General features: G+C 66.5%; 19 protein-coding genes and 1 pseudogene. 9 read left to right on the forward strand and 11 right to left on the reverse strand.

Translation table 11 applies throughout. The features are described 5' to 3' along the window. Nucleotides 1-26: 26 nt before the first annotated feature. Nucleotides 27-683 (reverse strand): hypothetical protein, encoded by a 657-nt coding sequence (locus ACZ75I_RS18065; RefSeq protein ID WP_061480228.1) that lies wholly within the window; start codon nt 681-683, stop codon nt 27-29. Between the two features lie 125 nt (nt 684-808). On the opposite strand from ACZ75I_RS18065, the gene ACZ75I_RS18070 reads away from it, so the two are divergent. Then, on the forward strand, nt 809-1,315 hold the full coding sequence (locus ACZ75I_RS18070) for a hypothetical protein (protein WP_061480229.1): 507 nt from the start codon (nt 809-811) through the stop codon (nt 1,313-1,315). An 84-nt stretch (nt 1,316-1,399) separates the two neighbouring features. Here ACZ75I_RS18070 and hmgA read toward each other — a convergent pair whose 3' ends face one another. Continuing rightward, complete coding sequence (hmgA, locus tag ACZ75I_RS18075) at nt 1,400-2,698, reverse strand: homogentisate 1,2-dioxygenase (protein ID WP_005411339.1); 1,299 nt, start codon at nt 2,696-2,698, stop codon at nt 1,400-1,402. Nucleotides 2,699-2,801: 103 nt separating this feature from the next. Beyond that, nucleotides 2,802-3,914: a 4-hydroxyphenylpyruvate dioxygenase gene (gene hppD / locus ACZ75I_RS18080; protein ID WP_197467691.1), complete on the reverse strand. Its 1,113-nt coding sequence runs from the start codon at nt 3,912-3,914 to the stop codon at nt 2,802-2,804. Nucleotides 3,915-4,043: 129 nt separating this feature from the next. Here hppD and ACZ75I_RS18085 point away from each other — a divergent pair, with 129 nt between their 5' ends. Then, complete coding sequence (locus ACZ75I_RS18085; protein WP_061480230.1) at nt 4,044-4,535, forward strand: MarR family winged helix-turn-helix transcriptional regulator; 492 nt, start codon at nt 4,044-4,046, stop codon at nt 4,533-4,535. A gap of 81 nt (nt 4,536-4,616) precedes the next feature. Here the strand turns inward: ACZ75I_RS18085 and ACZ75I_RS18090 are convergent, their stop codons facing one another. The 4 genes from ACZ75I_RS18090 to ACZ75I_RS18105 all read right to left on the reverse strand — a co-directional run bounded on the left by ACZ75I_RS18090 (nt 4,617) and on the right by ACZ75I_RS18105 (nt 9,164). Beyond that, a complete protein-coding gene (locus ACZ75I_RS18090; protein ID WP_061480231.1) occupies nt 4,617-5,756 on the reverse strand; it encodes a hypothetical protein in 1,140 nt (379 codons plus the stop codon). 226 nt (nt 5,757-5,982) lie between these two features. Then, complete coding sequence (locus ACZ75I_RS18095) at nt 5,983-6,588, reverse strand: thioredoxin family protein (protein WP_346476384.1); 606 nt, start codon at nt 6,586-6,588, stop codon at nt 5,983-5,985. Nucleotides 6,589-6,607: 19 nt separating this feature from the next. After that, entirely contained in the window at nt 6,608-8,107 is a 1,500-nt protein-coding gene (locus ACZ75I_RS18100; RefSeq protein WP_061480233.1) for a peptide MFS transporter, read from the reverse strand. Between the two features lie 181 nt (nt 8,108-8,288). After that, nucleotides 8,289-9,164 carry a tryptophan 2,3-dioxygenase gene (locus ACZ75I_RS18105; protein ID WP_005419892.1) on the reverse strand — a complete coding sequence of 292 codons (876 nt, stop codon included), beginning with the start codon at nt 9,162-9,164 and terminating at the stop codon, nt 8,289-8,291. A gap of 335 nt (nt 9,165-9,499) precedes the next feature. Here ACZ75I_RS18105 and pdhA point away from each other — a divergent pair, with 335 nt between their 5' ends. Genes pdhA through ACZ75I_RS18125 form a run of 4 tightly spaced genes read left to right on the forward strand, consistent with a single transcriptional unit; the run spans nt 9,500 to nt 13,379 of the window. Further along, nucleotides 9,500-10,582, forward strand: coding sequence for a pyruvate dehydrogenase (acetyl-transferring) E1 component subunit alpha (pdhA, locus tag ACZ75I_RS18110; RefSeq protein ID WP_010482685.1), 1,083 nt, complete (start codon nt 9,500-9,502; stop codon nt 10,580-10,582). Further along, nucleotides 10,575-11,642: an alpha-ketoacid dehydrogenase subunit beta gene (locus ACZ75I_RS18115; RefSeq protein ID WP_005419896.1), complete on the forward strand. Its 1,068-nt coding sequence runs from the start codon at nt 10,575-10,577 to the stop codon at nt 11,640-11,642. Before pdhA ends, ACZ75I_RS18115 begins: the two co-directional genes overlap by 8 nt. Before the next feature lies 1 nt (nt 11,643). Then, on the forward strand, nt 11,644-11,997 hold the full coding sequence (locus tag ACZ75I_RS18120; RefSeq protein ID WP_005411349.1) for an SH3 domain-containing protein: 354 nt from the start codon (nt 11,644-11,646) through the stop codon (nt 11,995-11,997). Then, complete coding sequence (locus tag ACZ75I_RS18125; RefSeq protein ID WP_231352357.1) at nt 11,994-13,379, forward strand: dihydrolipoamide acetyltransferase family protein; 1,386 nt, start codon at nt 11,994-11,996, stop codon at nt 13,377-13,379. Before ACZ75I_RS18120 ends, ACZ75I_RS18125 begins: the two co-directional genes overlap by 4 nt. Nucleotides 13,380-13,572: 193 nt before the next feature. Here the strand turns inward: ACZ75I_RS18125 and ACZ75I_RS18130 are convergent, their stop codons facing one another. Continuing rightward, nucleotides 13,573-13,959 (reverse strand): VOC family protein, encoded by a 387-nt coding sequence (locus tag ACZ75I_RS18130; RefSeq protein ID WP_180870422.1) that lies wholly within the window; start codon nt 13,957-13,959, stop codon nt 13,573-13,575. 339 nt (nt 13,960-14,298) lie between these two features. On the opposite strand from ACZ75I_RS18130, the gene ACZ75I_RS18135 reads away from it, so the two are divergent. Beyond that, entirely contained in the window at nt 14,299-15,273 is a 975-nt protein-coding gene (locus ACZ75I_RS18135; RefSeq protein ID WP_472958457.1) for a chymotrypsin family serine protease, read from the forward strand. Nucleotides 15,274-15,827: 554 nt separating this feature from the next. On the opposite strand, the gene ACZ75I_RS18140 is transcribed toward ACZ75I_RS18135, so the two are convergent. Further along, nucleotides 15,828-16,535 carry a helix-turn-helix transcriptional regulator gene (locus ACZ75I_RS18140; protein WP_472958459.1) on the reverse strand — a complete coding sequence of 236 codons (708 nt, stop codon included), beginning with the start codon at nt 16,533-16,535 and terminating at the stop codon, nt 15,828-15,830. Then, a complete protein-coding gene (locus ACZ75I_RS18145) occupies nt 16,535-17,170 on the reverse strand; it encodes a Rossmann-fold NAD(P)-binding domain-containing protein (protein ID WP_180870418.1) in 636 nt (211 codons plus the stop codon). Before ACZ75I_RS18145 ends, ACZ75I_RS18140 begins: the two co-directional genes overlap by 1 nt. Before the next feature lie 105 nt (nt 17,171-17,275). Between ACZ75I_RS18145 and ACZ75I_RS18150 the strand changes: the two genes are divergently transcribed. After that, complete coding sequence (locus ACZ75I_RS18150) at nt 17,276-18,814, forward strand: GGDEF domain-containing protein (RefSeq protein ID WP_180870416.1); 1,539 nt, start codon at nt 17,276-17,278, stop codon at nt 18,812-18,814. Between the two features lie 95 nt (nt 18,815-18,909). On the opposite strand, the gene ACZ75I_RS18155 is transcribed toward ACZ75I_RS18150, so the two are convergent. Next, nucleotides 18,910-19,836, reverse strand: coding sequence for a DUF808 domain-containing protein (locus tag ACZ75I_RS18155; protein WP_061480242.1), 927 nt, complete (start codon nt 19,834-19,836; stop codon nt 18,910-18,912). A gap of 207 nt (nt 19,837-20,043) precedes the next feature. Here ACZ75I_RS18155 and ACZ75I_RS18160 point away from each other — a divergent pair. Then, nucleotides 20,044-21,690: pseudogene (locus ACZ75I_RS18160) on the forward strand (ABC1 kinase family protein); the annotation flags it as partial. Between the last annotated feature and the right edge of the window lie 89 nt (nt 21,691-21,779).

Consider the following 21,779-nt stretch of genomic DNA (forward strand, 5'->3'; position numbering starts at 1 on the left):
CGCATGGCTGGGCGGTGGATCAAGGATCAGCCACAGCCTTCCGCATAGTCGACCTGCGGGGTCTGCCCGACCCGCCAGGCCCCCACCCGGCCATCGGCACCGAGCGCGAAGTCGATCACTGCCCCGCCCTCCTGCGCCGGCCGCACGCGCAGGTGCTGGGCCTTCTCGTCGTACTTGTCGGGACCGACGTCAGCGCGCTCGGGATACAGCACCTGCAGCTCGCCCAGGGTCATGCCGACCTTGCCGCCGCCCGGTGCAGTGATGGCGGCGCTGCGCACGTCGTAGCGCACCAGCTTGCGGCCTTCGATCATCAGCCGCGGGTCCTCGGCATCCTGCGGGCGCAGGAAGTAGCAGCCGTCGTTGCCGTCGTCGGCGGGCAAGGGCTTGCCACTGGCGTCGGTGCCCAGTCCCTGCAGCGGCGTGCCGAAGCCGCTGCGGACCTCGGCGATGCCGGCGCCCAGCGTGACGCCGCCGAAGCCATCCAGGCGCGCCGGGCTGTCCTTGCGGAGGTCGTTCGCCGGGCGGGCCGCTAGATCAGGATCCGTCGACTGGGCCGGACCGGTCGCCGAGGCGGTTTCCGCCGGGGTGTCGCTGCCGCTGCCGGCGGCGCCCTGCTTGTCGGGGCCGCCACTGCAGGCGGCGAGCGAAAGGAGCAACAGACCAGCAATCGGGAGGTGCTTCATCGGTGCGGTTCCCTGGCACGAAGGTAGCTGCACGCTAGCGCAGCGCGCGTGCAGAGGCTGCATTGTCATCGCGGTTTCATCGCCCTCGTTCAGGCTCGGCGTGCACCGACCTGGCTGTCCCTTCCATGCAACCGCGCAAGACCGAACTCGCCCGAACCGCGCTGCAGGCCCATCGCGCGCCGCTGGACATGCGCCAGCGCCGGTTGTTGATCCTGTGCGACGGCCAGCGCACCCTGGCCGACCTCACCGGCCTGATCGGCCAGGACGCGGCGGCCATGGTCATCCAGCTGGTGCAGGCCGGTTACCTGAGCACCGGGACCGCCGCCACAGCCGCCCCGCCACCACCCGCAGCCGCGGCTGCACCCGCAACCGGCAGCGAACGCCGCCGCTCACTGGTGGCCGCGCGCATCTACGTGCTGGGGATCCTGGAGATGCAGCGCCACCCACAGGCAGTGGCCCTGTTCCGCGAACTGCAACAGGCCCGGGCCGAGAGCGATGTCCTGCAGGTACTTCAGTCTGCGATGCGGACGCTGCCCGGGCTGACCTCGGAAGGCTACTGCCAGCGCGTACGCCAACGCCTGCTGGAAGCGCTGCCGTTGGAGCACTGCGACGCGTTCGCCGAGGTGGCCTGAAGAAAAAGGGGACGGAGGGGATTAAGTCGTTTCAAGCACACGTGTGCTGATTGCGGCTTAATCCCCTCCGTCCCCTTTTTCGGATCAGCGGAAGTTGTTGCGCAGGCCGTTCCAGCACTGCTGGTAGTCGCCCTGACGGTGGCCGGCGGCCAGGGCCTGTGCGGTCGGGCGGATCACCGCGCGGGTCTCGAACATGAAGGCCATCGTGTCCTTGATCACGTCCGCCTTGGACAGATCGGCATTGGACGCCTTGTCGAAGGTCGGTGCGTCCGGGCCATGGCCGCTCATGCAGTTGTGCAGCGATGCGCCGCCCGGCACGAAGCCTTCGGCCTTGGCATCGTAGGCACCGTGCACCAGGCCCATGAATTCGCTGGCGATGTTGCGGTGGAACCACGGCGGGCGGAACGTGTTCTGCGCCACCAGCCAGCGCGGCGGGAAGATCGCAAAATCCATGTTGCTGGTTCCCGGCGTGTCGCTGGGCGAATGCAGCACCAGGAAGATCGACGGATCCGGGTGGTCGTAGCTGATCGAGCCAATGGTGTTGAAGCGGCGCAGGTCGTAGCGGTACGGCGCGTAGTTGCCGTGCCAGGCCACCACGTCCAGCGGCGAATGGTCGATCGGCGCACGCCACAGGCGGCCCTCGAATTTGGCGATCAGCTCGAAATCGCCATCGACATCCTCGAACGCCGCGTGCGGGGTTTCGAAGTCGCGCGGGTTGGCCAGGCCGTTGGAACCGATCGGGCCAAGGTCGGGCAGCTTCAGCAGCGCACCGTAGTTCTCGCAGATGTAGCCGCGGCTCGGGCCATCGGGCAGTTCAACGCGGAACCGCACGCCGCGCGGGATCACCGCGATCTGCTGCGGCTCGATCTCGATCACGCCCAGCTCGGTCAGCAGGCGCAGCGCGCCCAGCTGCGGCACGATCAGCAGCTCACCGTCGGCATCGTAGAAGTAGCGGCCGACCATGTCGCGGTTGGCAGCGTAGAGGTGGATGCCCACGCCAGCATGCGCATCGGGCGAACCGTTGCCCCCCATCGTGTACAGGCCTTCGACGAAGTCGGTCGGCAGCTCCGGCAGCGGCAGCGGACTCCAGCGCAGCTGGTTCGGCGAGGCCGGCTGTGCGCCGAAATCACATTGCAGCTGCGACTGCGCGAACGGGGTGAACTCGCCATGGGTCACCGCCGGACGGATCCGGTACAGCCAGCTGCGGCGATTGCTGCCGCGCGGCGCGGTGAACGCGGTGCCGGTCAACTGTTCGGCGTACAGGCCGTGGGCCACCTTCTGCGGCGAGTTCTGCCCGACCGGCAGCGCGCCGGCGACGGCCTCGGTGGCGAATTCGTTGCCGAAGCCGGACTGGTAGCCGCGGGCGGTGATGGCGGGGGACATGGGGGCTCCTGAAAAACGGCAAGACCGGAACGGAAAGCAGCCGAGCATGGCTCGGCTCTACAGGCAAGCAGGCGCCGGGCGTGACCCGGCGCTGCCCAGGACCTTACAGCACGCCGCGGCGGATCTGGTCGCGCTCGATGCTCTCGAACAGCGCGGTGAAGTTGCCTTCGCCGAAGCCCTCGTTGCCCTTGCGCTGGATGATCTCGAAGAAGATCGGGCCGATGCAGTTCTGGGTGAAGATCTGCAGCAGCTTGCGCTGGTGGGTTTCCGGATCGGCATCGATCAGGATCTTGTTCCTGGCCAGGCGCGGCACGTCTTCACCGTGGTTCGGCACGCGCTGGTCGATCACGTCGAAGTAGGTCTCCGGCGTGTCGAGGAAGTCCACGCCCTGCGCGCGCATCGCTTCGACCGTGTCGTAGATGTTCTCGGTGAAGCAGGCGATGTGCTGGATGCCCTCGCCCTTGTACGCGTCCAGGTACTCGTTGATCTGGCTCTTCGGGTCGGACGATTCGTTCAGCGGGATGCGCACGATGCCGTCCGGCGCGGTCATCGCCTTGGACACCAGGCCGGTCTTCAGGCCCTTGATGTCGAAGTAGCGGATCTCGCGGAAGTTGAACAGGCGCTCGTAGTAGTCCGACCACTGCTGCATGTTGCCGAAGTACAGGTTATGGGTCAGGTGGTCGATGAAGGTCAGGCCGAAGCCCACCGGGTGCAGGTCGGCACCGGCGATCGGCTCGTAGTCGCCGTCGTAGATGCTGCCGGCCGCGCCGTAGCGATCGACCAGGTACAGCATGCAATCGCCGATCCCCTTGATGACCGGCGCGCTGACCGCCTTGCTGTCCGGCTTGAAGGCGATGGCTTCGGCGCCGTTGCCCAGCGCGGTCTGGTAGACCTCCTGGCCCGGCTTCTTGAAGCGGATGGCGAAGCCGCAGGCGCACGGACCGTGCTTTTCGGCGAAGTCGGCGGCGAACGAATCGGGGTCTTCATTGACCAGGAAGTTGACGTCGCCCTGGCGATAGACGGTAATCGGACGCTGCTTGTGCTTGAGCACCGCGCTGAAGCCCATCTTCCGGAAGTACTCGTGCAGCTCCTGGCCACGGCCGGCCGGGGCGGCGAATTCGACGAACTCGAAGCCGTCGATGCCCATCGGGTTCTCGAAGGTGGTGACCTGCATGCCGGGGTTGGGATGCGAGGCGGTCGGGACTGCGGTATTCATGGCGTGGCTCCGAATCGGTACCGCATCGGTACAAACCAGGTGCGGGCAGGTAGGGACCCGGCGAGAATGCAGGGTCTGGACCCACCCCTTATAGTTACACTTGAAACCACCAGCAAGGTGCACCGCAACATGAGCCCCGATCCCGCCTCGACCCGCCTGCGTGCCTCGCACGTCCTGCTCGACCTGGAACAGTTCCTGCCGTATCGGCTGAGCGTGCTGTCCAACCGGGTCAGCGGCAACATCGCCAAGCTATACGGCGATCGTTACGGTCTGGCGATCCCTGAGTGGCGGGTGATCACCATCCTGGCGCTGTACCCGGGCTCCTCGGCCAGCGAGGTCTCCGACCGCACGGCGATGGACAAGGTGGCGGTCAGCCGCGCCGTGGCCCGCCTGCTGGAGCGCGGCTTCATCAAGCGCGAGACGCATGGCGACGACCGCCGCCGCTCGGTACTGGCGCTGTCGGCCGCCGGCTTCGAGGTGTACGAGACCATCGCGCCGATGGTGATCGAGATCACCCGCAAGCTGATGTCGGTCCTGAGCGACGAGGAAGAACAACTGCTGGAAAAGCTGATCCTGCGCCTGGCCGGCGAAGGCCTGGAGCGGATGGGCGAAGGGGTCTGAACGAAAAAGGGGACGGAGGGGATTAAGTCGTAATGAGCACAGGTGTGCCTGAAACGACCTAATCCCCTCCGTCCCCTTTTTTCAGCTCAGGTGCTTGCGCCTTGCGTGGATCCACGGCACGGCCAGTGCTGCGATGGCGCCGCCGGCGAAGCCCAGCGAGGCGGCAACCGTGGCGGCTTCGACGGCCCCGGGCAGCGCCAGCGCCGCAGCCACCAGCAGCAGCGACGGCAGGCCGACGAAGGTGCCCAGGAAGAAATGCCAGCGCGGTGACCAGGTATTGAGCTGCAGCAGGCTGACCGGTTGCCAGGCGTCGGACGCGGCATCCTCGGCGATCTTCGCCACCACCTTGCCCAGATCCACTTCCGGCAGCGCGCGCCCCAGGCGGGCGGTCGCCAGCACTTCGGCCACGGCCTCCACCGGTGGGAAGCTGGACGGCCACGCCACCGGGGCCGGCACGCCGTAAGCGGTCAGCAGCGGCACGCTCAGCCACGGCGCCACCAGCGGGCGCATGCGGCGGCGGCCGTGCACGCACCAGATCTGCGGCTGGCCCTGCGCGGTGACGTTGTACAGCGCCAGTTCGTTGGCGGGCGGATAACCCAGCATGGTCACCCGCGCCGCCAGGCTGTCCTGGCCCATCGCACGCAGGAAGCCCGGGCGGCTGCGCCCTTCCTGCATCCACGCCAGGCCCAGCGCACCCACCAGGTACGCCTCCGCCACGTCCTTGCTGCCCGCCGTGGCTCGCTCGTCACTGGCCAGGTACCACGCCAACGACTTCGGCTCGGTGACATCCTCCAGGCCCCACCGGCTGTCATCCCCCAGCACGTGCCGCACCGGCAGACGGGCAGGCGCGGTTTCGCCACGCTCCCCGGTCTGCAGGAACGGCAGCACGCCCTGGATGAAGGTGGACAGCTCGATCGCGCGCGCGCCATGGCCCTGCCATTCCGGCGGCAGCAGCCCGGCCAGCTGGCCTTCGGCGGCCAGCGCATCAAGGCGCGCCTTCTGCTCGACCAGTTTCTGCACCGCACCCTTCAGCACCACGTTATCGGGCAGCGCGATCTGCGGCAGGCGATGGCGGGGCGGGGCCAGTTCGACGGTTTCCTCGCCGGTGCCGGCGTCGTCCAACAGGGTTTCCTGCGCCGGCAAAGTCACGCCCTCGCCTGCCCCACCCTCGGCCAGGTGGCTGGCAGGTTCGGGCAATCGTTCGGCGTGGTCGCTGTGCATGGGCGTTCCGGAAGGTTGCATCGACGGGATGTCGACTGAGGTCCTTGCCGGTAACGGCGAGCGCGTTGCGATATTGAGATGCCGATTCCGGGAATGTGACCGCAACCACAGTAGAGCCACGTCATGCGTGGATGCACTTCTGTGCCGACCAACGGTCGGCACCCACCGGGGTAGGCGGCCGCGGTCGGCATCCACCAGAGCATGACGGCCAGCGGCCGGCACTCCCCTATTCCGGTTTGTCGGGTGCCCACTGCTTGAGGAACGCGCTCACCCGCGCAGGCTGGAAGGCTTCGCCCTTGCGCAGCTCAGCAGTGGCCTGCGAGACCAGCAGGCTGCCATCGGCGTCCAGTACCAGCAGGTGCGGGTAGTCGCGCTCCATCACCGGGAACTGGGCGAAGAAGGCGGTGTTGGGCTGTTCGTCGCTGGCGTTGACCTTCACCCACACGTAGTGGGCGTCGCGGAAGCGGCGCAGGTCGCCGTTGCCTTCCACCACATCATCCAGCGCCCGGCAGCGATCGCAGGCGGCGTTGCCGACCTCCAGCAGGATGCGCTTCTTGCCGCGCTGGGCTTCCACCTTGGCGGTGGCCAGGTCATCGGCGGGGTTGCGGGCCGGGTCGAACTGCGCACCGAGCCCGGCGATGGCGGCGATGTCTGCCGCCACCGGGGTGTTGCCCGAGGCCACCGGTTCGCTGGGGTCAGCGACCGGTGGCTCGGTGGGTCGGGTATCCAGGGGCTGCGTGGGCTCGGCGGTGGCAGGCGGTTGCGGTTGGGAACAGGCGCCGATCAGCGCCGCACAGACCACCACCGTTGCACCACCGAGCTTGCTGCGCATGCTTTCTACCCTCGCTTCATTACTTGACGCCGTGCATCAGCTTGTTGATCAGCGGGGCGATCAGGAACAGCACCACGCCGGAGCCGATCAGGGCCCAGAACCCGAAGGTATACCCCTTCAGGGCCGACTCGACCGTCATGCCGCCTTCACCACTGACCACGCCAGCGAAGATGCCCGACAGGTTGTTGCCGATGCCGGTGGACAGGAACCAGCCACCCATGCCGAAGCCGACCAGGCGCACCGGGGCCAGCTTGGTCACCATCGAAAGGCCGATCGGCGACAGGCACAGCTCACCCACCGACTGGATGACGTAGACCATGAACAGGGTCCAGAACGGGATCTTGCCGTCCACCACCATCTGCGACAGGGCGAACATCAGCAGCGCGAAGGCGGCGCCGTTGAACAGCAGGCCCAGGCCGAACTTGCGCGGGATGGACGGATTGGCGCGGCCCATCGCCACCCAGATCCAGGCGATGACCGGTGCCAGGGTGATGATCGCCACCGAGTTGACCGACTGGAACCACGCGGTCGGGAAGGTCCAGCTGCCGAACTGGCGGTTGACGATGTTCTCGGCCAGGAAGGTGAACGAGCTGCCGGCCTGTTCGAAGAACATCCAGAACATCACGTTGAAGGCGAAGATGATCAGCATCGCGATCACGCGGTCGCGCTGCACCTTGCCCTCGCGGACGCCCTCGACCAGCAGCAGGATGGCCAGCGCGGTGAACATCGCGCCCAGGATCCAGGCCAGCGCGGTGGCGCCGGTAGCCAGCAGGAAGTAGGCCACCGGGATGGCGACCACGGCACCGGCCAGCACCATGATGATGCGGCCGAAGCCTTCCGCGCCGGCCGGCGGTGCACCGATGCCCTTCAGGCCGGCACGACCGATGTAGAACCACACCAGCGAGATCAGCATGCCCACGCCCGAGGCGATGAACACGACCTTGTAGGACGGCATCGCATCGGTACCGAACACCTTGCGGGCCAGGTACTCGGTCAGCACCGGGGCGATCATCGCGCCGATGTTGATGCCCATGTAGAAGATGGTGAAGCCCGAATCGCGGCGCTCGTCCTTCAGGCCGTACAACTTGCCGACCATGGTCGAGATGTTGGGCTTGAACAGGCCGTTGCCGACGATGATCGTGGCCAGGCCGAGCTTGAAGATGTGCTCCTGCGGCAGCGAGATCATGAACAGGCCGGCGGCCATGATGATCGCGCCGGTCAGGATCGAGCGCTGGTAGCCCAGTACCCGGTCGGCCACGTAGCCGCCAAAGATGGCCGCGGCGTACACCAGGGCCAGGTAGGCGCCATAGATGCGGCTGGCGTCGCCTTCACCGGCAGCGCTGCCGTTGTAGAACTGGGCAACGATGTAGAGCACCAACGCCCAGCGGATGCCGTAGAACGCAAAGCGTTCCCAGAACTCGGTCATGAACAGCATCCACAACGGGCGCGGGTGGCCCAGCGTGGTCTTGAAGTCCGGCAGTGCCGGCTCTGGGGTGTTCGCAGTGGCGTTTACGCTCATGCGGATTTCCTGGTTCGGTGGATGACGAGCACGTCCGCTGTGCAGTTGGAGCAACGCGCGAGGATCACCGACTTCTGGCGTTCACGTCAAATACACGCCGTTTGAGGCAGGTGGCAGCCTGCTCCCTGAACTTGCATCTGAAACGATCCAGCCGCGGGCCGGGAACCAAGCTGAATGGGGATCAGCCCAGCGCTGCCGGGGGCGCGGCCTGCAGGCTGGTGCGCACCTGGAACAGCTCGGGGAAGAAGGTCAGTTCCAGCGCCTTGGCCAGGAAGCCCACGCCGGACGAACCGCCGGTGCCGCGCTTGAAGCCGATCACCCGCATCACGGTGCGCATGTGTCGGAATCGCCACAGCTGGAAAGCCGTCTCCAGGTCCACCAGGTCCTCGCACAGCGCGTACTCGCGCCAGTAGCGGTCGGTGTCCTGGTAGATGCGCTCGAAGACCGGCTGCAATGCGTCGTCGGCCACGTGCGGCTGGGTCCAGTCGTGGGCCTCGTAGACCGCCGGCACTGCATGGCCAAAGCGGGCCAGGTACTTCAGGAATTCCTCGTACAGGCTCGGCGCCTCCAGCACGGTGCGCAGCTGCGCCTGCCCGGCCGGGTCGTGCTCGAACACCTGCAGCATCTGCGCGTTCTTGTTGCCCAGCAGGAACTCGATGTAGCGGTACTGCAGCGACTGGAAGCCCGACGACGGGCCCAGCACGTCGCGGAAGCCCATGTATTCGGACGGGGTCAGCGTTTCCAGCACCGACCACTGCTCGGTCAGCTGGCGCAGCACCTGCTTGCTGCGCGCCAGCACCTTGCGGCACTGCCAGACTTCATCGCGCTGCAGGAAGCCGATCGCGGCACGCAGTTCGTGGCCCAGCAGCTTCAGCCACAGCTCCGAGGTCTGGTGCTGGATGATGAAGAGCATCTCGTCATGGTGCGGCGGGCTGGACAGCGGCTGCTGCGCGCTGAGCAGCTGGTCCAGCCGCAGGTAGCCGCCGTAGGTCAGGCGTCCCTGCAGGTCGGTGTGGATGCCGGCTTCGAGATCGCGTTGGTTGTTGTCGACGGACATGGGCAGGACCAGATCGGGGGCGGCAAGGGTAGCGCGTTGCCGCCGCGCTGGCAGCCGCCGGGTCCATACCGGGGCGTGCGGCTGGCCGTGGAGCATCGGCCGATGCCGGGCCTGCGCGTGGAACCGTCCGCGCCGTTGTACCGGCGGTCAGCCAAAGGCGTATTCTGATGCTTTGCAGCAACGACTGAATACGTTGTTGTTATTGGCCCCCCACCCGCCGGCAGGGGTAAAACGGGGAATCTCCGTGTTGCGGCGCAGGAAGGCTATTCCGTACGCGTTCCTTAACATGGCGATTCATATCATTTGTAACTTCTCTGTCGAAGGTGCAGTACGCAATGACGGTTGCCGCTGAATTCAAGATCGAATACCTGCAGTACCTGGACACGGACGGCACGCTCGTCCGTGACGACCTGCCCGCGTCGCTGCGCGACCCCAAGGTGCTGGTACCGCTGTTCAAGCAGATGCTGTTCGTACGTACGTTCGACAGCAAATCCATCGCGCTGCAGCGCACCGGCAAGCTCGGCACCTACGCCGCCTGCCTGGGCCATGAAGCCGCGCACGTGGGTATCGGCGCGGCGATGCAGAAGGACGACGTGTTCGCGCCTTCGTACCGCGAGTATGGCGCGATGTTCATGCGTGGCGTGCGCCCGCACGACGTGCTGATGTACTGGGGCGGCGACGAACGCGGCAACGATTACGGCGGCAACGCGGCCAGGGACTTCCCGTTCTGCGTGCCGATCTCCACCCAGTGCCTGCATGCCGCAGGCGCGGCGCTGAAGTTCAAGCTCAACAAGGAACCGCAGATCGCGGTGGCGGTGTGCGGCGACGGCGGCAGCTCCAAGACCGACTTCTACGCAGCACTGAACTCGGCCGGCGCCTACAAGCTGCCGCTGATTCTGTGCATCGTCAACAACGGCTGGGCCATCTCGGTGCCGCGCTCGGCCCAGACCGGTGCCGAAACGCTGGCGCAGAAGGGCCTGGCGGGCGGCCTGCACTGCCTGCAGGTGGACGGCAACGACCTGATCGCGGTGCTGGCGGCAATGGAACAGGCGCGCGAACGTGCGCTGGCCGGCGACGGCGGCACCGTGCTGGAACTGATGACCTACCGCCTGTCCGACCACACCACCGCCGATGACGCGCGCCGCTACCGCGACGACGCCGAAGTGAAAGATGCCTGGCAGCGCGAGCCGATGCTGCGCCTGCGCAAGTACCTGATCAACGCCGGTGTGTGGAGCGAAGAAGAGGAAACCGCCTGGGTCGCCGAGTGCGGCACGCGCGTGGACGAGGAAGTGAACCTCTACCTCAACACGCCGGTGCAGCCGGTCGAGGCGATGTTCGACTTCCTGTATGCCGATCCGCCGCCGGACCTGCTGGCCCAGCGTGCCCAGGCGATCGCCCTGGAGAAGCGCCATGGATGAGATCAAGAACGGCGCGCCCGGCGCGCACACCAACGCCGCCGACAGCGCTGCGGTCGCGCGCGGAGATGACAGCATGACCACCACCCCGATCACCCTCATCGAAGCCATCACCCAGGCGCTGGCCTGGGAACTGGAACACGATCCGTCGGTGCTGGTGCTGGGCGAGGACGTGGGCGTCAACGGCGGCGTGTTCCGCGCCACTGCCGGCCTGCAGCAGCGCTTCGGCTCGGACCGCATCCTCGACACCCCGCTGGACGAAACCACCATCGCCGGCCTGACCATCGGCCTGGCCGCACAGGGCATGAAGCCGGTGGCCGAAGCCCAGTTCGATGGCTTCATGTACCCGATGGTCGACCATATCGTCTGCCACGCCGCACGCCTGCGTTACCGCACGCGTGGCCGCCTGCACTGCCCGATGGTGCTGCGCGTGCCGTGGGGCGGTGGCATCCGCGCGCCGGAACACCACAGCGAAGCCAACGAGGCGATCTTCACCAACGTGCCGGGCCTGCGCGTGGTGCTGCCGTCGTCGCCGCAGCGTGCCTACGGCCTGCTGCTGGCTGCGATCCGCGAGCCGGATCCGGTGATCTACATGGAGCCCAAGCGCATCTATCGCCAGTACAAGGAAGTGGTCGTCAACGACGGCGAAGCGTTGCCGCTGGACGTCTGCTTCGTGCTGCGCGACGGCACCGACGTGACCCTGGTGACCTGGGGCGCGCAGGTGAAGGAAGCGCTGGAAGCAGCCGACAAGCTGGCCGGCGAAGGCATCAGTGCCGAAGTCATCGACGTGGCCACGCTGCGCCCGCTGGACTTCGCCACCATCGCCGAATCGGTGGCCAAGACCGGCCGCTGCGTGATCGTGCAGGAGGCCCCGAAGACCGCGGGCTTCGGCGCCGAGATCGCCGCGCGCCTGGCCGAGGAATCGATCTACGACCTGCTGGCCCCGGTCGAGCGCGTTACTGGCTACGACACCCACATTCCGCTGTTCCGCCTGGAAATGAAGTACCTGCCGAGCGTTGAGCGGATCGTGGCGGCGGCCAAGCGCGCGGTGGCGGCCGGCTGACATGCGGGCCCGCCTTCTGGGGGCTTACCGCAGCCAGTATCCCAACCCGCTCCGGTTCCACACCGGCCAGATCGTCGAAGTAGGTGTACGTGACGAGGAATGGCCGGCGTTTGCCTGGGTACGCACCAACGATGGGCGCGCTGGGTGGGCGCCCATCGCCTGGTTGCAGCTGCTGGACGAGGGTCGCGCCGAAGCCCTGTGCGACTACGACGCCCGCGAGCTGGATGTGGAAAGCGGCGAGATGGTGAAGCTTCATCACGAACACGGCGGGTGGTGGTGGTCCGAGCGCGCCAATGGCGCGACGGGTTGGCTGCCGGCCCGCGAACTGGAACTGCTGGAAGAGAACTGCAAATGAGCCAGACCAAGAACTTCAACCTGCCCGACCTGGGCGAAGGCCTGCCGGACGCGACCATCGTCGAGTGGTTCGTCAAGGAAGGCGATGTGATCAAGCTGGACGAGCCGCTGGTCTCGATGGAGACCGCCAAGGCCGTGGTGGAAGTGCCCTCGCCGTTCTCCGGCAAGGTGCTGAAGCTGTCCGGCGCCGCCGGCGACATCATCCCGACCGGCTCGGTGCTGGCCAGCTTCGAACTGGACCCGAACCTGCCGCAGCGTGCCGATGGCCAGGACACCGGCCACAGCCATGGTCACGCAGCGCCTGCCGCTGCACCGACGCCGCCGCCGCTGCCGGCGGCCGCCGCACCGGTTGCCGTGGAAGAAGCCAAGCCCGCCGCGGCCGAGCGTGATGACGCCGGTACCGTGGTCGGCGCCATGCAGAGCTCCAACACCGTGCATGCCGAACAGGCACTGGCCGTCGGTGGCGTCAAGGCCGTGCCAGCCGTGCGTGCGATGGCGCGCAAGCTGGGCGTGGACCTGAGCCGCGTGGCCGCTACTGGCACCGATGGCGCGGTGACCATGGCCGACGTCAAGCAGGCCGCCGCCAACGGCACCGCCAAGCTCGGCGCTGCTCCGGCACCGGTTGCCGCCGCGTATGCCGCGCCGGCCCCGGCGCAGGTGTCTGCCCCGGTGCAGAGCGAAGCCCGCACCCCGCTGTCCGCCGCCGGCAAGCCGATGCGCACCCAGCCGCCGGGCGTGGTCGCCAAGGGCCAGCCGGAACCGCTGAAGGGCGTGCGCCGCAACATGGCCCGCGTCATGGCCGATGCGCACAGCAAGGTCGTGCCGACCACGCTGAACGACGACGCCGACATCCACGCCTGGCTGCCGGGCAACGACGTCACCGCCCGCCTGGTGCGCGCCATTGTCGTTGCCGCGCAGAAGGTGCCGGCCATGAACGCCTGGTTCGACGGTGAAGCACTGACCCGCACCCTGCACGCGCAGGTAGACATCGGCATCGCCGTGGACACCGACGACGGCCTGTTCGTGCCGGCCCTGCGCAATGCCGACATGCTCGACGCGCGTGGCATCCGAGAGGGCGTCAACCGCCTGCGCGAGCAGGTGGAATCGCGCTCGATCGCCGCCTCGGAACTGAGCGGCTACACCATCTCGCTGTCCAACTTCGGCATGTTCGCCGGCCGCTACGCCACCCCGGTCGTGGTGCCACCGTGCGTGGCCATCGTCGGTGCCGGCCGTGCCCGCCACCAGATGACCCCGGTGATGGGCGGCGTGGAAGCGCACAAGGTGATCCCGCTGTCGGTCACCTTCGACCACCGCGCGGCGACCGGCGGCGAAGCCGCCCGCTTCCTGCGCGCGATGATGGACGACCTGGCACTGGCCAGCTGATCCAGCTGATCGGTGGTGCCAACCTTGGTTGGCACATGAATTGGAGAAACGCCGGGCACTGCCCGGCGTTTTTTGTGCCTGCTCTACTGTAGAGCCGAGCCATGCTCGGCTTGCTTCATGCTTTCATCCACGCATGGCGTGGATCTACTGAAAAGCGGCCGAGCATGGGCTCGGCTCTACAGAATTCGTGCGATCAATCGCGCGCGACCAGACCCTCGGCGCGACTGTAGACACGCAGGCGGTGACCATCAGGGTCGGCACCGACGAAGGTGTGACCGAACTCCAGCGTCACCGGCGCCTGCAGGATCTGCACGCCGAGAGTGCGCCACGCATCATGCGTCTGCTGCACGGTATCGGGGTTGGCGACCACCATCGCCAGTTCCGCGGCGCCGGCCTGCGCGGACACCGGCGGTTGAACATCGTCACGCTGCCACAGGCCCAGTGCAGCGCCATCGCTGAGCAGGAACAGCGCAAAGCCGGGCGACTGCTCGACCGGTGGCTTGCCGAGAATGCCGCTGTAGAACGTGGCGCTGGTGGCGACGTCGCGCACGTACTGCAGCAGGGTGCTGGGTATGAACATGGGGAACCTCCGTTGTTGGGAGCGTTCATGGTGGAACACGCCTGCTGACATATTCTGTCAGTAGATCAAGCGGATGAAATCGATCGGGTAGAGTCGATCGTCGTTCGAACATCTCGCGTATTTCGGGCACTTCCGCCATCGGATGGAAAAACAGGCGACCCGCTGTGATCTCGCGATATATCGCAAAGCCAAGTCATGATGGGAGCTGTCGTCGGCGATGAACCTTCGCTCGGACCAATCAAAGGGAAACGCAGTTACCAGTTGCAACAGACAGAAGTGATTTAGAGTCAAATGCAGATGGAACGCCACTTCACGTAATACACATGAAAAGGAAAGTTCATGACCACAATACGCAGTTATCTCCCGTTGTTGGCAGCCATCCTCACCGCCTCTCCCGCCCTTGCGGACGACGCCCCCAAGGATGTAGCAATACAGCACTACGCGGAAACCATGCACATAGGCACGTTCGAAGCCGCGCAACGAATGGATGCGGAACGGGCCGCAGGTAAACTCAGCGCACGGCTTCAGAGGGAGAAGCCGGAGACGTTCGCCGGCCTTTACATCGAGCACTCCCCTGAATTCAGGATCGTGGTGAGGTTCACCGGCGATGCCTCACGCCAACTTTCTGCTTACACCAAGGACCGCCTCTACGTCGCAGAAACCGCGCCACGTTCTCTCGAGCTTCTCCGCGCCACCCAAGAGGAGGTGTCCGATCAGCTCGTCAAGGCCGGCATTGAGTTTGCAGCCACGGTAAACACGAAGAGCTCTATCGTAGAGGTATATGTACGTGATCCCGATGCCGTACGCGCCAGACTTTCCAAACTTCTCTCTGTCGCCGACTTCATCCACATAAAAGAGACCACAGGTTTCATAGAGCCAACAAACACCGTAGCGGGCGGGCGGCGACTGGAAGGCTACCAGCAGCAGCTCTGCACAGCCGGCTTCAACGTGGTCGAAACTGCAACTCGCGAACTAGGCTTGGCCACTGCCGGTCACTGTGATAATGACAATTATCAGCGCAATCCAACCGCTCGCATTCTGTTCAAGAGTGAACGCAACAAAGGATCTTACGACGTTCAGTGGGGTGCACAGCAGCGTGGCGGCGTCATCTTCTCCCAGTCGAACGAAATCATTGTCGATGGGGAAGAACTGACGATAACCGATGAGGCATCACTTGCCGACATGACACCGGGCACAACGGTCTGCAAGTTCGGCGTAACGACCGGTCGCACATGCGGATCCATCAAAGACGCAGAGTTCGCAGCCAACTGGAATGGGGGAAGCCGGCACCTACGTCCAAGTCGTCAGCCTTGATGGAACCGTGATGAACAAAGGCGGCGATAGTGGTGGCCCCGTCTATGCCGGCAACTCGGCCTACGGCCTTGTTCATGGCAGGGGAAACGACGGCTCTCCTTGGGCGAATGACCTTTTCTTCATGCCCATAGAGAGGATGTCCACCCTGGGCGTGGCTACCTTGACGAAGCCATTTCAGCTGGACAGCGTTCCGAACGTGTCTGGAACAGGCGCCAGTGTTACTGCCACGATGAACTTCAGTGGGTATCCGAGGTTTCCGGTACATATCAACCTCGAGATCTTGACTTGTCCTGCCGGATGGATCTGCAGCGGTGGCCGCGCCAAAGTCGACAGGAACATCCCATCCCCCATCACCTTCACTTGGGGTTGTACACCAAGTAAACCTGGTGAACCTCAAGTTTCGAGCGTCAGGACATTCTTGGAAGATGCGTCGGGCCTCGTAACCCAGGCCATAGAGTCGACGATTACCTGTACCACCCCGGCCTCCCCCGGCACATAGCCCACCAGCTGTGTAAGCCCACCGCGTTGACGCACAGCGCCATTCCTCGATGTGGTTACGAGCGGTCCAACCAGTCCGGCGCGATGCCCTGCGCCTTCTGCCAGCGCCGCAGCAGCGTGGCGCGCGGCACGAGGTAGCGATCCTCCAGCACGCGCACCTGGCGGATGCGGTCCAGGCGGAAATGGCGGAAGTCCTCGCGGCCTTCGCACCACGCCGCCAGCATCGGCACTTCATCGAAGTAGCCCAGCGCGAACGGCCAGACGACGCGCGCGCTGCGCTGGCCGTGCGAGTCCTCGTAGCCGAACTGCAGGCGTTGTTGCGCGCTCACCGCTTCGCGCACAGCCTGCAGGCGTGCAGCAGGTACCTTGGCCGCAGCGCGCGAAGGGCCAACGCGCAGGCCGCTATCACGCAGGGCTTCCCGGCGTGCTGCGGGCAGCACATGCGCGATACGCGTCAAAGCATCACGCGCGGCCTCAGCCAGCGCAGGCTCGGTGCGGGCCGCAACCCAGCGCAGGCCAAGCACCAGTGCATCGATCTCGGCGGGCGGCAGGGTCATCGGCGGCAGGGTATCGCTCGGCGCCAGCTGGTAGCCGACGCCGGCCTCACCACGCAGGTCGGCGCCTTGCTCGCGCAGGGTCTCGATATCGCGATACAGCGTGCGCAGACTGATGCCCAGCGCTTCGGCCAGCGCCTGCCCGGCCACCGGCCGTCGATGACGGCGCAGCAGCTGCAGCAGCTGGGTCAGGCGCAGCGCTCGCGACATCAGCCGACCAGTGCGCTCGATGCCACCACGTGCTCGCCCGGCTGCGGGGCCAACGCTGCCTCGACCAGCGCCCTGGCAATCTCGGTGGCCGGATTGATCCGCCATGCACGCGGCGACAGCGGCCCCAAAGCGCCCAGCACCGTCAGCGCCAGGCGCTCGCCACGACGCACCTCGTTGCGCTCGCCCCCGATCAGCCCTGGGCGGACCAGGGTCAACGAGTTGAAGCCCAGCGCGCGCAGGTCACGCTCCAGCTCGCCCTTCACCCGGCTGTAGAAGATCGACGACTGTGGATTGGCGCCGGCCGCGGAATTCAGCACATAGGTACTGGCCCCCTGTGCCTGTGCGAGCCGTGCGAACGCCAGCGGATAGTCGTGGTCGATGCGATGGAAGGCCTCGCGGCTGCCGGCCTGGGCAATGGTGCTGCCCAGCGCGCAGATGACCGCGTCTACGCGCGCCCATTCGGGCGAGGTGGGCAACGCGTCGAAGACCAGGACCGGGTTCTCCAGCTTCCCGTGGGTTACGCCCAACGGGCGGCGGGTGGGCGCCACCACGGCGCTGCAGCGCGGGTCGTCCAGCAGCCTGGGAAGGGTCAGCCCGCCGACCAGGCCGGTCGCCCCCAGCAACATCACGCGCATCACCACCTCCACTGCGGCATCCTGTCGCCCATCGTAGCCGTTCAAGCCATCGGCAGCCGCGCCGATATGCTGGAACCAGTCCCTGCCAGCCCCAGGATTCGCTCCATGACGGACCAGCCCGACCACCGCCCTGCCCCCGGTACCGCCCTTGGGCCGCCGGCACGCGTGCGCGCGGTGGTGGACGATGGCCGGGGTGACCGCGTGGTGCTGCAGGGCGGCGGTGGCGTGGCGCTGCAGCAGCTGTTCGCGGGCGCCGATGCGCCGGAACCGCTGCTGGCGGCGTTCGCCAACGGCATGGCCACCCTGCCCGGCGAACTGGGCGACATGGGCGACCGCCTGCAGTCCGCACAGGCCAGCGCCGATTGGCCGCGCTATGGGCGCGCGATGCGGCAGCTGATCGACAAGTACATCCGCACCATCGAGCAGCATTCGCCGGACGGGCAGCCGGAAAGCCTGCGCCTGTCCGAGCAGTTGCGGCTGCTGCTGGGCGGTGCGGTGGTGGCCCTGCTGCAGCACGACCCGGACCTGCGCGAGCAGGCGCAGGCGCTGGCCCTGCGCCTGCGCCAATGGCAGCCGGGCACGGCACTGGAACCAATCGAACAGGGCGTGCGCGAACTTGGCCACCAGGTCGGCGTGCGTGCCGAAAGCTGGCAGGAGCAGCAGGCGCTGCTGCTGGAGCTGTTCGCGCTGCTGCTGGAGAACGTCAGCGAGCTGCTGGATGACCGCAGCTGGCTGCAGGGCCAGATCGCGGCGGTGCGCCAGTTGCTGGACGGTCCGTTGGAAGCCGAGGCAGTCGAGCGCACCCGCGCCGAGTTGCGCGAAGTGATCTACAAGCAGGGTCTGCTGCGCCAGGGCATCGACGATTCGAAGGCGGCGATGCGTGGGCTGATGGGCGAGTTCATCGAGCGCATGGACGGCATGGCGACCAGCACGGGCGAATACCACGACCGCATCGGCAGCTACGCATTGCAGCTGCGCGAGGCGCGCAGCATTGCCGACCTCAACCAGCTGCTGCAGGACGTGATGCGCGATACCGGCAAAGTGCAGCAGCAGGCCGCACAGGCCCGCGATCACCTGGCCAATGCGCGGCAGGAAGTGGAACGTGCAGAGCAACGCATCGCCGAGCTTGAGCAGGAGCTGCGTGCCGCCGGAGACCTGGCACGCATTGATCCGCTGACCCAGGCGCTGAACCGTCGCGGCCTGGACGAACTGCTGCAGCGCGAGCTGGCGCGCGCCGCGCGCAACAACTCACCGCTGGGCGTGGCCGTGATCGACCTGGATGATTTCCACCTGACCAACGACACGCATGGGCATGCCGGTGGCGATGCGTTGCTGCAGCACCTGGTGGCCGTGTGCAAGCTGCTGCTGCGCGCCACCGACGGCATCGCACGGCTGGGCGGCGACGAGTTCGTGCTGGTGCTGCCGGAAACCCAGGGCGCCGACAGCATGGCCACCGTGCAGCGCCTGCAGCGCTCGCTGGCCCATCGCGTGCTGACCGTGCAGGAGCAGCGCGTGCCGGTGCATTTCAGCGCCGGGCTGGCGCAGTGGCAGCCCGGTGACGATACCGAAACCCTTCTGCGGCGCGCCGATGACGCGCTGTATGCGGCCAAGCGGCAGGGCAAGAACCGCGTGCAGGCGGGCTGATGATCCAGCGTGCAGACGCTGTAGCGCCCAAGCCCATGCTCGGGCGGCGGCGCGCAGCGCCGTAGAGCAGCCGAGCGTGGGCTCGGCTCTACAGATCACTTCCCGCGCAGCTTCTGGAACCCGGTCACCGCTGCCAGCACGATGGCGCCGGCGATGATGCCGACCACCATGTTGCCCACCGCGCTCACCAGCCAGCCCCACTGCCCTTCGCCGCCCAGCGCCTGCACCGCGTGGTGCAGGGCCGGCACGTTGTGCACCAGGATGCCGCCGCCGACCAGGAACATGGCGATGGTGCCGGCCACCGACAGGAACTTCATCAGCCACGGCGCCGACGCCACCAGCCCGCGACCGAAGGCGGCAATGGCACCGCCCTTGCGCGACAGGTACAGCCCAACGTCATCGAGCTTGACGATGCCCGCCACCAGCCCATAGACGAACACGGTCATCGCCAGTGCGACCACGCTCAGCGTGAGGATCTGGTTGGTGAACGACGCAGTGGCGACCACGCCCAGGGTGAGCACGATGATCTCGGCCGAAAGGATGAAGTCGGTGCGGATCGCGCCCTTCACCTTGTCCTTCTCCCACGCGACCATGTCCACCTGCGCGTCAGCCAGCGCCTTGCGGCGTTCGGCCTGGCGCTCGGCATCGTCGTCGGAGGAATGCAGGAAGCGGTGCGCCAGCTTCTCCACGCCTTCGAAGCACAGGAAGGCACCGCCGATCATCATCAGCGGCACGATCAGCGGCACGTTCCAGCCGCGGCTGTGCAGCCAGGCTTCCAGCGCACTGATCGCCAGCGCCGCCGGCACCAGGATGACCTTGTTGACCAGCGAGCCCTTGGCCACCGCCCAGACCACCGGCAGTTCGCGGTTGGCGTTGACCCCGGTCACCTGCTGCGCGTTCAGCGCCAGATCGTCGCCCAGCACACCGGCGGTCTTCTTCGCGGCGACTTTGGTCAGCACTGAGACATCGTCTAGCAGGGAGGCGATATCGTCGAGCAGGGCAAACAGGCTGGCACCGGCCATGGGGCGTCCAAGAATGGGAATGAGCGGATTCTGACCGATCCGCCGGCCTCTGCGATAGCTGCGGGGTTCACCGCATGCCCACCTTCCCCCGGCGACACTGCCGAATCCGGACATTGCCGGCCAGCGGCCGGCACTACCGTCCTTGCCGCATGGGAGTTCCGCTTGAGCAATCCGCCCACCGCCAATGGCAATCCTCCGCTGGTCAAAGGCATGAACCGGCGCAGCCAGATCCTGCGCCTGCTGCTGCGCTACCGCCATTCGGGCGTGTTCTCCGGCATGAACCTGGACGCCGCCAGCAACCAGGCCGACGTGCCCGCCGATGGCAACCCGGAACAGTTCGTCAGTGACCTGGAGGCCCTGGGGCCGACCTTCGTCAAGCTGGGCCAGATGCTGTCCACCCGCCCGGACATGGTGCCGGTGGAGTTCGCCACCGCCCTGGAGCGCATGCAGGAGAAGGTGGCGCCGATCCCGGTAGAGCGCATCCACGCCATCATCGAGCAGGAGCTGGGGGTGGGGGTGAACAAGCTGTTTGCCTCGTTCGATCCCGAGCCGTTGGGTTGTGCGTCGATCGCGCAGGTACATCGCGCGGTGCTGCACGATGGCCGCCAGGTGGCAGTGAAAGTGCAGAAGCCTGAAGTGGCCGCGCAGCTGCGCTCGGACCTGGAAGCGCTGCGCAGCTTTGCGCTGGCCGCCGATCATCTGACCCAGGTCGGCCGCCGCGTGCGCCTGCGCGACTGGCTCAACGAGTTCGCCAAGACCCTGATGCAGGAGCTGGACTACCACGCTGAGGCCGAGAACCTGGCCCGCTTCGGACGGCATCTGCGGCCCTTCCGCCGCCTGTGGGTACCGCAGCCGATCTGGGACTACAGCAGCCAGCGCGTGCTGACCATGGAGCTCGCCACCGGCGTGCGCGTGGATGCGATCTCTGGCGTGCGCCGCACCGAGCAGGACATGGATCCGCTGGCAGCGGCGCTGATCCGCGGCTACCTGGACCAGATCTTCGTGCATGGCGAGATCCATGCCGACCCGCACCCGGGCAACCTGCGGGTGATGCCCGATGGCCGGCTGGCGATCTTCGACCTGGGCATGGTCGCGCACATGCCGCCGCGCCTGCGCGAGCGGCTGCTGAAGATCCTGTTCGCCGCCGTCGATGGCCGCGGCGAAGAAGTGGCCGACGATCTGATCAGCATCAGCACGCGGCTGGAGGCCTTCGACGAAGAGCGCTACCTGCGCGAGACCGGCCAGCTGATCGCGCGCTACGCCGCCAGTGGCAGCTTCTCCGAAGGCCGCGTGGTGCTGGACATGGTGCGCATCGCCACTGCCTGCGGGCTGCGCACGCCGCCGGAACTGAGCCTGCTGGGCAAGGCCCTGCTCAACCTGGAAACCGTGTGCCGGCTGCTGGCGCCGGAGCTGGACACGCGCCGCATCGTCGAGCGCCAGCTGCAGCACGTGATGCGCGCGCGCCTGAAGAAATCCCTGTCGGCGGCCAACATCGCCAGCGAGGCGATGGAGCTGCAGCAGCTGCTGCGCGATGGGCCGCGCAAGCTGTCGGACATCATGGCGCTGCTGGCCGAGAACCGCCTGCAGATGAAGGTGACCGGGCTGGAAGAATCGCGGTTGATGGAGAACCTGCAGAAGATCGCCAACCGCGTGGCGGCCGGCATCATCAGCGCCGCGTTGATCATGGCTGCGGCAATGATGATGAAGATCGACACCGGCTGGCACCTGTTCGGCTATCCCCTCATCGCGCTGTTACTGCTGTTGATCGGCGTAGTGCTGGGGCTGGGCATTGTTACCAGTGCATTGCTGTTCGATCGCCGCGCGCGGGCACGCGAGGAACGCGGGCACCGCTGATGCATTGGTGAAAATCCGCGTATTCATGCGGTTTTTTAATGCAATCCAACGAAGCCTTTCACGCTCGTTTTACCTTCGCGGCGTGATTG

The organism is Stenotrophomonas sp. X (assembly GCF_055721025.1).

Bases quoted from the DNA above. Each gene is read 5' to 3' on its own strand.
- ACZ75I_RS18070 (WP_061480229.1), top strand. From the start codon at position 809: ATGCAACCGCGCAAGACCGAACTCGCCCGAACCGCGCTGCAGGCCCAT.
- ACZ75I_RS18090 (WP_061480231.1), bottom strand. From the start codon at position 5,756: ATGCACAGCGACCACGCCGAACGATTGCCCGAACCTGCCAGCCACCTG.
- pdhA (WP_010482685.1), top strand. From the start codon at position 9,500: ATGACGGTTGCCGCTGAATTCAAGATCGAATACCTGCAGTACCTGGAC.
- ACZ75I_RS18065 (WP_061480228.1), bottom strand. From the start codon at position 683: ATGAAGCACCTCCCGATTGCTGGTCTGTTGCTCCTTTCGCTCGCCGCC.
- ACZ75I_RS18120 (WP_005411349.1), top strand. From the start codon at position 11,644: ATGCGGGCCCGCCTTCTGGGGGCTTACCGCAGCCAGTATCCCAACCCG.
- ACZ75I_RS18115 (WP_005419896.1), top strand. From the start codon at position 10,575: ATGGATGAGATCAAGAACGGCGCGCCCGGCGCGCACACCAACGCCGCC.
- ACZ75I_RS18150 (WP_180870416.1), top strand. From the start codon at position 17,276: ATGACGGACCAGCCCGACCACCGCCCTGCCCCCGGTACCGCCCTTGGG.
- ACZ75I_RS18100 (WP_061480233.1), bottom strand. From the start codon at position 8,107: ATGAGCGTAAACGCCACTGCGAACACCCCAGAGCCGGCACTGCCGGAC.
- hppD (WP_197467691.1), bottom strand. From the start codon at position 3,914: ATGAATACCGCAGTCCCGACCGCCTCGCATCCCAACCCCGGCATGCAG.
- ACZ75I_RS18135 (WP_472958457.1), top strand. From the start codon at position 14,299: ATGACCACAATACGCAGTTATCTCCCGTTGTTGGCAGCCATCCTCACC.
- ACZ75I_RS18125 (WP_231352357.1), top strand. From the start codon at position 11,994: ATGAGCCAGACCAAGAACTTCAACCTGCCCGACCTGGGCGAAGGCCTG.
- hmgA (WP_005411339.1), bottom strand. From the start codon at position 2,698: ATGTCCCCCGCCATCACCGCCCGCGGCTACCAGTCCGGCTTCGGCAAC.
- ACZ75I_RS18085 (WP_061480230.1), top strand. From the start codon at position 4,044: ATGAGCCCCGATCCCGCCTCGACCCGCCTGCGTGCCTCGCACGTCCTG.
- ACZ75I_RS18105 (WP_005419892.1), bottom strand. From the start codon at position 9,164: ATGTCCGTCGACAACAACCAACGCGATCTCGAAGCCGGCATCCACACC.
- ACZ75I_RS18140 (WP_472958459.1), bottom strand. From the start codon at position 16,535: ATGTCGCGAGCGCTGCGCCTGACCCAGCTGCTGCAGCTGCTGCGCCGT.
- ACZ75I_RS18145 (WP_180870418.1), bottom strand. From the start codon at position 17,170: ATGCGCGTGATGTTGCTGGGGGCGACCGGCCTGGTCGGCGGGCTGACC.
- ACZ75I_RS18130 (WP_180870422.1), bottom strand. From the start codon at position 13,959: ATGTTCATACCCAGCACCCTGCTGCAGTACGTGCGCGACGTCGCCACC.
- ACZ75I_RS18095 (WP_346476384.1), bottom strand. From the start codon at position 6,588: ATGCGCAGCAAGCTCGGTGGTGCAACGGTGGTGGTCTGTGCGGCGCTG.
- ACZ75I_RS18155 (WP_061480242.1), bottom strand. From the start codon at position 19,836: ATGGCCGGTGCCAGCCTGTTTGCCCTGCTCGACGATATCGCCTCCCTG.